The following is a 9,692-nucleotide window of genomic DNA, read 5'->3' on the forward strand; positions in this document are numbered from 1 at the left end:
GTCTGCGGAAGTGAAGAACATCAGCAGCGCCATCGTGGCCAGAGTGGGCCAGCGGGAGGCGACGGACGACGCTACTCTGAACAGCCAGACCTACACGCCTACGGCGGAGGACCGGGCTCAGGAGAATAATAATTACAGTACCGGAAATAACGGTGGCGGAACTGGCAGTGGAAGCGGCGGTTCTGGCGGCTCTGGTTCTGGAAGCGGAATTGGCAGTGGAAGTGAAGGAAGTGGCGGCGGTTCCGGCAGTGGAAGCGGCGGCTCTGGTTCCGGAAGCGGAACTGGCAGTGGAAGTGAAGGAAGTGGTTCCGGTTCTGGGTCTGGAAGCGGAACCGGCAGTGGAAGTGAAGGAAGTGGTTCAGGATCTGGATCCGAAAGCGGCACTGGTTCTGGAAGCGGCGAAGGTGGCACTGGCGGAAGTGGCTCTGGTGAATCTGGCGGCTCGGGCTCTGGCGAAGGCGCAGGAGAGGGCACCGGGGACGGTACCACCACAGAATAATTAACAAAATTTTATATAAGTTTAACCTGCAGGAGGCCGGATGTTTTCCGGCCTCTTGTTTACATTTCCCCTGTTTTTTGATACAATGGAACCCGAAAATGCAAAAAAAGAAGTGTTTTGTGCAAATCTGTGACTCAAAAATGGAGGACTGACTATGTGTGGAATTGTAGGATATATCGGAACTAACCAGGCGGCGCCCATCCTGCTGGACGGCCTGTCCAAGCTGGAGTACCGGGGCTATGACTCGGCGGGCATCGCGGTTTATGACGGGGAGAAGATCGAGATGGTCAAATCCAAGGGCCGTCTGAAGGTCTTAAGCGAGCTGACCCACGACGGAGCCACTCTGCCGGGGACTCTGGGCATCGGCCACACCCGCTGGGCCACCCACGGGGAACCATCCGATGTGAACGCACATCCTCATATGAATAAAGACGAGAGTATCGTGGTGGTCCACAACGGGATCATCGAGAACTATCTGAAGCTGAAGAGAAAGCTGGAGAAGCGGGGCTATGAGTTTATCTCTGACACGGATACGGAGGTGATCGCCCACCTTCTGGATTACTATTACCAGGGGAACCCGCTGCAGGCGGTGACCAAGGTGATGCACCGGATGGAGGGCTCCTACGCCCTGGGGATCATTTTCCGGGACCATCCGGATGAGCTGTACGCGGTCCGCAAGGACAGCCCGCTGATCGCTGGAAGGACAAAAGACGGCTGTATCATCGCCTCCGACGTGCCGGCGGTCCTTAAGTACACCCGGGACGTGGTGTATATGGAAAATGAAGAGATCGCCCGAATGACCCGGGATTCCCTGGAGTTCTTCAACGTGGACGAGGAGCCGGTGGAGAAGGAACTGGTGAAGATCGACTGGGATGTGAACGCAGCGGAGAAGGGCGGTTATGAGCACTTCATGCTGAAGGAAATGTACGAGCAGCCAAAAGCCATTACGGATACTTTCTCTCCCCGACTGAAGGACGGGAAGATCGTGATCGAGGAGCTGAATATGTCGCCGGAGGAGATCCGGGAGGTGGGCAAGATCATGATCGTGGCCTGTGGTTCTGCCTATCATACCGGCGTGACGGCCAAGTACGTGTTCGAAGGCCTGGCCAGGATCCCGGCGGAGGTGGATCTGGCCTCAGAGTTCCGTTACCGGGATCCCATCCTGGATGAGAAGACCCTGGTGGTGATCATCAGCCAGTCCGGTGAGACGGCGGACAGCCTGGCGGCCCTGCGGGAGGCCAAAAGGAAAGGCGCCCGGGTGCTTGGCATCGTCAACGTGGTGGGAAGCTCCATCGCCCGGGAGGCAGATAACGTGATGTATACCTGGGCGGGGCCGGAGATCGCGGTGGCTACCACCAAGGCTTATTCCGCCCAGCTGATCGCCCTCTACCTGCTGGCCATGAAGTTTGCCTACGACCGGGGCGAGCTGGATGAGGCGGGCTTAGGAGAGATGATCGAGGAGATGAAGGCCCTGCCGGCCCAGGTGGAGATGGCCCTTAACAACCGGGAGCGGATCCAGCGGTTTGCCAACCGGTATCTGGCGGCCAAGAGCATTTTCTTTATCGGGCGGGGCGTGGATTATGCCATCTCCCTGGAGGGGTCTCTGAAGCTGAAAGAGATCTCCTACATTCATTCGGAGGCCTATGCGGCGGGAGAACTGAAGCACGGCACCATCTCCCTGGTGGAAGAAGGGACCCTGGTGGCGGCAGTGCTGACCCAGAAGGATCTCTATAAGAAGATGATCAGCAATATCGTGGAGGTGCGCACAAGAGGCGCCTTTGTGATGGCGGTGACCAACGAGGACGACACCCAGGTGGAGAAGGCGGCGGACTACGTGATCTATATCCCGGAGACCAACAAGTACTTTACCAACTCCCTGGCCATCATCCCCCTGCAGCTTTTTGCCTACTACATCGCGGTGGGAAGAGGCTGCGACGTGGATAAGCCGCGGAACCTGGCCAAATCGGTGACAGTAGAATAAAAGAAATGAGGAAGAAGGATGTATGATTATCTGATCGTGGGCTCCGGCCTTTTTGGAGCCACATTTGCATATGAAGCGGGAAAAAGGGGCAAAACCTGCCTGGTGGTGGAGAAGCGCTCCCATATCGGCGGAAACATTTATACGGAAGAGGTGGAGGGCATCCAGGTGCACCGCTACGGCGCCCATATCTTCCACACCAGCAACCGGAAGGTGTGGGACTATGTGCAGCAGTTTGCGGAATTTAACCGGTATACCAACTGCCCGGTGGCATATTATAAAGGGGAGATCTACAACATGCCCTTCAATATGAACACCTTCCATAAGATGTGGGGCGTAGTGACGCCCCAGGAGGCGAAGGAGAAGATCGCCTCCCAGATCCGGGAGTGCGGGGTGGAGAATCCTGGGAACCTGGAGGAGCAGGCCTTAAGCCTGGTGGGAAGAGACATCTACGAAAGACTGGTGAAGGGTTATACGGAGAAGCAGTGGGGCCGCAGGGCTACGGAGCTTCCGCCGGAGATCATCCGCAGGCTGCCGGTGCGGTTTACCTATGACAACAATTACTTTAATGATCTCTATCAGGGGATCCCCGTCGGGGGCTACACCCAGATCATCCGGAAGATGCTGGAGAAGGCGGAGGTGCGGCTGAACGTGGATTACCTGGAGCACAGGGAGGAGCTTGACGCTTTGGCACGGCGGGTGATCTACACCGGGCCTGTGGACGCTTATTTTAAGGAGTGCTATGGACCTTTGGAGTACCGCAGAGTGACCTTTGAGACAGAGGTCCTTGACATGGAGAACTATCAGGGGAACGCGGTGGTCAACTATACCGAGTATGAGGTGCCCTATACCCGGATCATCGAGCACAAGCATTTTGAGTTCGGGACCCAGGAGAAGACGGTGATCTCCCGGGAGTATCCGGCGGAGTGGAAGCCTGGCGACGAGCCTTATTATCCCATCAACAATGAGAAAAATAACCGGCTTTATGAGCGGTACCGGGAGCTTGCCGACCGGGAGGAGAAAGTGGTCTTCGGAGGGCGTCTTGGGGTTTATCGCTACATGGATATGCACCATGTGGTGGGGGCAGCTCTTGAGCTTGCTGAGAAAGAATTACACTAGAGGTTGCGTTTTTGAGAAAAATATAGTACTATATTGTAGAATTTTGTAACAGAATCGTAATAAAAGTGTAAAGAGAGGCAAAGGATGGCGAGAAAAAAACAGCAGCTGAAAGCGGTGCGTACGGCGAAAGCCAGGAAAAAACGGAGAAACCGGCGAAGAAGGCGCGCAGTGCTTCTGGCATTTGAGATCATCATTCTGATGCTTTTGTTAGGTACTGCCTATGTAATGGCAAAATACGATAAATTTCAGACCGTGACCATCGATGCGGATGATATTGAGATCAACGAAGGGGCGGACCGGGAGGGATATACTACCGTCGCCCTTTTTGGCGGGGATTCAAGGGACGGCCAGCTGGAGGCCGGGACCCACGCGGATACCATCATTATCGCGGCCATCGACAACAGCAGCAAGGAGATCCGGATGGCGTCCGTCTATCGGGATACTCTGCTGGAACAGATGGATCAGACCTATCACAAGGCAAACCAGGCGTATTTCCGGGGCGGTCCCACAGAGGCCATCAACATGCTCAACAAGAACCTGGACCTGGATATCGAGAACTATGTAACGGTGGACTTCAAGGCCATGTCGGACGTGGTGGACCTTCTGGGGGGCATTGAGATCAATGTCACTGATGCGGAGGCGGAGATGCTCAACCACTATGTGGGCGAGACTGCCAAGGCGGCAGGCAAGAAGGCCAACAAGCTGTCCGGCGGAGGCGTGTACAACCTGGACGGTCCTCAGGCCGTGACTTACGCGCGGCTCAGGAAGCTGGAAGGCGGAGACTTTAAGCGGACCGAGCGGCAGCGGGTGGTGATCGAGCGGATCTTCGAGAAAGCGGTACATATGGACCTTGCAACGGTAAATGAGATCATCGATACCGTATTTCCGCAGGTGTCCACCAGCTTTTCCCTGACGGATATCATCGGCCTTGCATCCGGCGCTGCCCAGTACAAGCTGGGGGACAACACCGGATTCCCCTTTGAGAAGGCGGACGGAAGTTATCAGAACGCGGGAAGCGTGGTGATCGCCCAGGGGCTTGCGGAAAATGTAGAAGAGCTTCATGAGTTCCTTTACCCCAAGGAGAGCAGCATGGGCGTGTCCGGCACTGTACAGCAGATCTCGGACAATATCGCCTATCTTACCGGCGTAGTACGGCCGGCCGGCCTGGATCAGGAGACGTCAGACGGGGAAGAAGAGACCACAAGCGGCCCGGTGATCACAGACAGCACGGGAAATCAGGCTTCCGGTGAGATTTCAGTGGAATAATCTTTTGTAAAAACAGAAGAGATATGGTAAAATAATATATTAAGTAGGATTTTACGGAAGAAAGAGGAAAAAACAATGAAGATGTTCAAGAAAATCGGCATTCTGTTCATGAGTCTGTGTCTTTGTATCCCCTGCTTTTCTATGGTGGCTCATGCAGAGGACGGAAGGATTTCCTTCACAGACCCAAAGACAGCGGTAGGCGAGATGGTAAATGTAGACTGTGCGATCCGCTCTACTTCCGGCGACGTGGGAGAGGTGGAGATGAAACTGACTTATGACAGCGCCTATCTGCGGTTTGATTCCGGCGACGGGGTGACCAAGGACGGGGACGGAGCCCTGACCTTCACCAATTCCGGAAGCTCCTCGGAAGTGAAATTTACCATGACCTTCCAGGCGCTGCAGGAAGGCACCACGGAGATCGCCATCGACAGCGCTACCATCTCTTCGGCAGGCGGTACTTCTCTTACCATGACCCAGGGACAGTCCCGGGTGGAGATCGGGGAGGGAGACCCTTCCAAGATCACCGAGAGTTCGTCTGGCTCCATTGGAGAGGATATGCAGGTGGAGGTCAACGGGACGGCTTATACCCTGACCGATGATTTCCCGGATGCGGACATCCCAAGCGGCTATTCCAGGACCCAGGTGGAACTGGACGGCCAGCAGCGGCAGATGGTGTCCAATGAGACCAGCGGCGCTACGCTGGGATATCTGCTGGACGGAGAGGAGAACGGAGATTTCTTCCTGTACAATACAGAGAGCGCAACCTTTTCTCCCTATGAGCAGCTGACTATTTCCGACACCACTTCCATCATCATTTTAAGTGATACTTCCCAGGTGGATCTTCCTTCCACTTACCAGGAGGCGAATCTTACCTTAAACGGCAAGGATTTCCCGGTATGGCAGGACACCACAAGAGACGGGTTCTATGTGCTCTATGCCATGAACAGCAACGGGGAGACCGGATATTATCAGTACGACCAAGCGGAGAATACCTATCAGAGGTTCACGGTGGCCGATACCTCCCAGGAGCCTGAGGAACAGGCGGATACCTCTTCTTTCCTGGGGAAACTGAGAAACTTTGTGAATAATCATTTCAACCTGCTGTTTATCATCGGCGCGGCTGCAGGACTGATCTTCCTGATCATCCTGATCGTGATCGCGGTGAAGCTCCACAACCGGAATGCAGAGATCGACGAGCTCTATGACGAGTACGGCATCGACCTGGAGGACAAGGAGCCGGAGATGCCAAAGGGCAAAGGCGGCAAGGGCGGACGCCGGCAGGTGGACGAGGATGATTTTGATGATTTCGACGAGGACGACTTCGAGGAAGACGACTTTGACGAAGATGATTTCGGCGGGGAGGATTTCGAGGAGGACGACTTCGCTGAGGAAGATTTTGAAGAGGAGGACTTCCAGGAGGAAGACTACGAAGAGGACGGATTTGCCGGGGATGACTTTGGCGCGGCGGATCTGGCTGACGATCTGGCGGATCTGGACTTCGAGGATTCCGATGATGAGATGGGATACACTGGCAGAGGTCTGGCGGATGAGCTGCCCATCGACGACCTGGATGAGCTTCTGGGCGAGACGCCGAAGAAGAAGCGGGGCCATATGGAGGAAGACGATACCTTCAAGGTGGATTTCGTAGATTTGGACTAGTATAAAAGGATGTGCGGGAGGCCGGGAGACCGGAAGCCCGCACATTTTGCGTATGCGGGGAGGTGGATCCTGTGAACCGGAGAGGGAAAAGTAAGATGGGTGAGAGAAGTAAGATAAGAAAGACAAGAACGATAAGGGAAGGGCTTATGGGAAAGCAGGACGTAAATTGGCTGTGGCCCGCTGTGGCAGCCTTCTGGCTGGTCCATCTTGCCATCTTCTCCCTGGAGTTTCGCTGGCCCCAGACCCGGTGGAGGAGACGTGTGTACGACTGTGCGGTGGTCTGCGGCTATCCGGCGGAGGCGGACGGATCTCCCTCCCGGATCCTGAAGACCCGGGTAGAGCGGGCGGCGGAGCTCTGGAAGACCGGTAAGGTGCGGTTCCTTATCCTGTCCGGCGGCGCGGTGGGCAATGAGTTTGTGGAGGCGGAAGTGATGAAGGCTTACGCCAAAGATCTGGGGGTGGATCCGGAAGCGATCCGGGTAGAATGCCAGGCGGTGAGCACCTACCACAACCTGAAGTACGCCAGTGAGATCATGAAGAAAGAAGGGTGGCAAGACTGCGCGGTGGTGACCAACCGGTGGCATCTTCGCAAGGCGGATCACTACGCCAGAAAATTTGGACTGGAACATGTGATGTGCCCCGCCGCCGACGGCGAGAGCCGCCGGAAGGCGGTGTGGCGGTGGATCTGCACCAATGTGCATATGTACGTGAATTATTACCGGGGATATTCGTAGCTTTTTAAAGCATAAGCCCGATGTGGTACACCAGGCAGCTCATTCCCCAGGCGATAAGGAGCTGGAACAGGATGATCCCGATGGTCTGTTTCCAGCTCTCCAGCTCCCGGTGAATGGTGGCGATGGTGGCTGTACAGGGGATGTATAACAGGCAGAAGACCATCAGCGCGTAGGCGTTGGCCGGGCCGAATCCCATGGTGGCCAGAATGCCGGAGAGGGCGCCCATGCCCTCGGAGGTGGCGATGTTCTGGATGCCGAACAGGACGCCGCAGCTGGAGACTACCACTTCCTTGGCGGCGATGCCGGCGATCAGGGCTACGATGATCTGCCAATAGCCAAGTCCTGCAGGCTCAAACAGGGGAACAACGGTCCGCCCGATGAGGGAGCCGAAGCTTTCGCTGATGTCGGTGACATACCCCTGGGGCCCGAAGTTCAGGATGATCCACATGATCACCGAGGCGACGAAGATAACTGTACCAGCCCGGGTCAGGTAGTCCTTGACCTTCTCCCACACATAGATGCCGATGGTGCGGGCGTTGGGAGACTTATATTCCGGCAGCTCGATCAGGAGGGCATGCTCTGCCCGGCTTCCGTCGATCTTAGACAGGATAAATGCAGTGACAATGGCCACCACGATGCCTAAGAGGTACATGGAGTAGCACACGATCATGGCGTATTTTCCAAAAAACATGGAGGAAAACAGCACGTAGATGGGGAGCCTTGCGCTGCAGGACATAAAGGGCGTGATCAGGATGGTCTTGAACCGGTCCTTCTTATGCTCCAGCGCCCGGGAGGCCATGACAGCCGGGACGGAACAGCCAAATCCCACCAGCAGGGGCAGGAAGGCCCGTCCGGACAGGCCTAAGCGGCTCATGATGTCGTCCATGACAAAGGCTACCCGTGCCATGTAGCCGCTGTCCTCCAGAAGGGCCAGGGCCAGGAACAGAATGAAAATGTTGGGCAGGAAGGTAAGGATCCCTCCTACGCCTGCGATCACTCCGTCCACCACAAGAGAGGTGAGCATGGGGCTTGTGTGCATTGCGGCCAGGCCGCCGGAGACTGCGCCGGAGAAGAAGTCCAGGGCCGTCTCAAAATATCCCTTCAGCCAGTCGCCGACGGTGAAGGTGAAGAAGAAGACCAGGGCCATGATGAGAAGGAAGATGGGCAGCCCCAGCCAACGGCTGGTGAGATACCGGTCGATCTTCTCAGTGGAGGCTTCCTTCTTGCTCTTATTTACCAGGACCTCTCTGATCACTTCTTCAATAAAATCGTATTTCTGATTGATAATGTCTTTCTCATAGCTGCGGTCGATGATCCCGGACAGATCTGCGGGGTAGGTCTGGGCCACGTTCTTATCCCCCTCCAGCAGCTTGATGGCGTGCCATCTTTTATTTGCAAGATCCGGGTAGGCTTTGGCCAGGGCCTGGATGATCAGGTCGATCTTGTCTTCGATGTAATCCTCATAGACCATGGCATATTCTTCATGGTGATTGTGGCGGTGGGTAGACTGCATCCCTTCATGGTGATGGATGAAGGGTCCCTGGCTCTGATACTCAGAGTGGTGGGCCACCGCGTGCATCAGGATGGAGAGGCCGGTCTTCTTCCGGGCGGATACCGGGATGGCCGGGACACCCAGCATCTCCGGCAGCCGGTGCAGGTCGATCTCCATGCCCCGCTCCTCTACGATGTCCATCATATTGAGGGCCAGCACCACCGGTTTTCCCAGCTCGATCAGCTGCAGGGTGAGGTAGAGGTTCCGCTCCAGGCAGGAGGCGTCCACCACGTTGACGATCACGTCCACCTCCCCGCTCATGATACATTCCCGGGCAACCGTCTCTTCCATGGTGTAGGAAGTCAGGCTGTAGGTGCCGGGCAGGTCGATGAGACGGAACTCCTGTCCCTGATAGGTAGTCTTTCCTTCTTTCTTCTCAACGGTGACTCCGGGCCAGTTGCCTACCTTTAAGTTGGCCCCGGTAAATGCGTTGAACAAAGTAGTCTTTCCACAGTTGGGGTTGCCGATGAACCCCACGGTGATCGGTTTCTTTTCCATTTGTTAAGCCTCCCTTACTTGGATGTGGTCTGCGATACGTCTTCCCAGGGCGAAGCGGGTCCCCCGGAACCGGGCGGTAAGAGAGCCCTTTTTATCATTATTTAAAATGGTGACGACGGTGCCTTCTGTAAGCCCCAGCGCCTCCAGCCGCCGTTCCAGCGCAAGATCCAGGTCCATGGAGAGGACCCGGTAGGAATGGTGGTTCTGTCCTTCTTTTAATGTCATTTTAGTACACCTCTGTTTTCGTTTTTTGTCTTGTGTTATCGAGAATAATTCTCTATAATAATAGCATTATTTGACACATCTGGCAATGCAGGGATCAAGGAGGATCAGAAAGAGATGGGATTGTATGAGGTTTTGCTGTCGTTTTTTGTATACGCTTTCCTG

The 9,692-nt window shown here is 55.5% G+C and carries 8 protein-coding genes; 6 read left to right on the top strand and 2 right to left on the bottom strand.

Going from position 1 to position 9,692, the window contains the following annotated elements; genetic code table 11:
- Positions 1–152: 152 nt before the first annotated feature.
- The 6 genes from ACML7B_RS08290 to ACML7B_RS08315 all read left to right on the top strand — a co-directional run bounded on the left by ACML7B_RS08290 (position 153) and on the right by ACML7B_RS08315 (position 7,255).
- Complete coding sequence (locus ACML7B_RS08290; protein ID WP_418540544.1) at positions 153–503, top strand: hypothetical protein; 351 nt, start codon at positions 153–155, stop codon at positions 501–503.
- 150 nt (positions 504–653) lie between these two features.
- Complete coding sequence (glmS, locus tag ACML7B_RS08295; protein WP_418540546.1) at positions 654–2,480, top strand: glutamine--fructose-6-phosphate transaminase (isomerizing); 1,827 nt, start codon at positions 654–656, stop codon at positions 2,478–2,480.
- An 18-nt stretch (positions 2,481–2,498) separates the two neighbouring features.
- Positions 2,499–3,596 (top strand): UDP-galactopyranose mutase, encoded by a 1,098-nt coding sequence (gene glf / locus ACML7B_RS08300; RefSeq protein ID WP_418540548.1) that lies wholly within the window; start codon positions 2,499–2,501, stop codon positions 3,594–3,596.
- Between the two features lie 84 nt (positions 3,597–3,680).
- Positions 3,681–4,862: an LCP family protein gene (locus ACML7B_RS08305; protein WP_418540551.1), complete on the top strand. Its 1,182-nt coding sequence runs from the start codon at positions 3,681–3,683 to the stop codon at positions 4,860–4,862.
- A gap of 75 nt (positions 4,863–4,937) precedes the next feature.
- The gene (locus ACML7B_RS08310) at positions 4,938–6,521 is read left to right on the top strand and encodes a cohesin domain-containing protein (RefSeq protein ID WP_418540553.1); all 1,584 of its coding nucleotides are present in this window, start codon (positions 4,938–4,940) and stop codon (positions 6,519–6,521) included.
- Positions 6,522–6,667: 146 nt separating this feature from the next.
- Entirely contained in the window at positions 6,668–7,255 is a 588-nt protein-coding gene (locus tag ACML7B_RS08315; protein WP_418540555.1) for a YdcF family protein, read from the top strand.
- Positions 7,256–7,259: 4 nt separating this feature from the next.
- On the opposite strand, the gene feoB is transcribed toward ACML7B_RS08315, so the two are convergent.
- Together feoB and ACML7B_RS08325 are read right to left on the bottom strand one after the other, a co-directional pair.
- Positions 7,260–9,305 carry a ferrous iron transport protein B gene (gene feoB, locus ACML7B_RS08320; RefSeq protein ID WP_418540557.1) on the bottom strand — a complete coding sequence of 682 codons (2,046 nt, stop codon included), beginning with the start codon at positions 9,303–9,305 and terminating at the stop codon, positions 7,260–7,262.
- A gap of 3 nt (positions 9,306–9,308) precedes the next feature.
- Positions 9,309–9,530: a FeoA family protein gene (locus ACML7B_RS08325; protein WP_346708080.1), complete on the bottom strand. Its 222-nt coding sequence runs from the start codon at positions 9,528–9,530 to the stop codon at positions 9,309–9,311.
- Positions 9,531–9,692: the final 162 nt, after the last annotated feature.

Origin of the sequence: Massilistercora timonensis, assembly GCF_048354975.1 — a bacterium.
Lineage (GTDB): Bacteria > Bacillota > Clostridia > Lachnospirales > Lachnospiraceae > Massilistercora > Massilistercora timonensis.

Excerpts from the sequence above, each read along its gene's own strand:
- ACML7B_RS08310 (WP_418540553.1), top strand. The coding sequence starts at position 4,938 with ATGAAGATGTTCAAGAAAATCGGCATTCTGTTCATGAGTCTGTGTCTT.
- feoB (WP_418540557.1), bottom strand. The coding sequence starts at position 9,305 with ATGGAAAAGAAACCGATCACCGTGGGGTTCATCGGCAACCCCAACTGT.
- ACML7B_RS08315 (WP_418540555.1), top strand. The coding sequence starts at position 6,668 with ATGGGAAAGCAGGACGTAAATTGGCTGTGGCCCGCTGTGGCAGCCTTC.
- ACML7B_RS08325 (WP_346708080.1), bottom strand. The coding sequence starts at position 9,530 with ATGACATTAAAAGAAGGACAGAACCACCATTCCTACCGGGTCCTCTCC.
- ACML7B_RS08305 (WP_418540551.1), top strand. The coding sequence starts at position 3,681 with ATGGCGAGAAAAAAACAGCAGCTGAAAGCGGTGCGTACGGCGAAAGCC.
- glf (WP_418540548.1), top strand. The coding sequence starts at position 2,499 with ATGTATGATTATCTGATCGTGGGCTCCGGCCTTTTTGGAGCCACATTT.
- glmS (WP_418540546.1), top strand. The coding sequence starts at position 654 with ATGTGTGGAATTGTAGGATATATCGGAACTAACCAGGCGGCGCCCATC.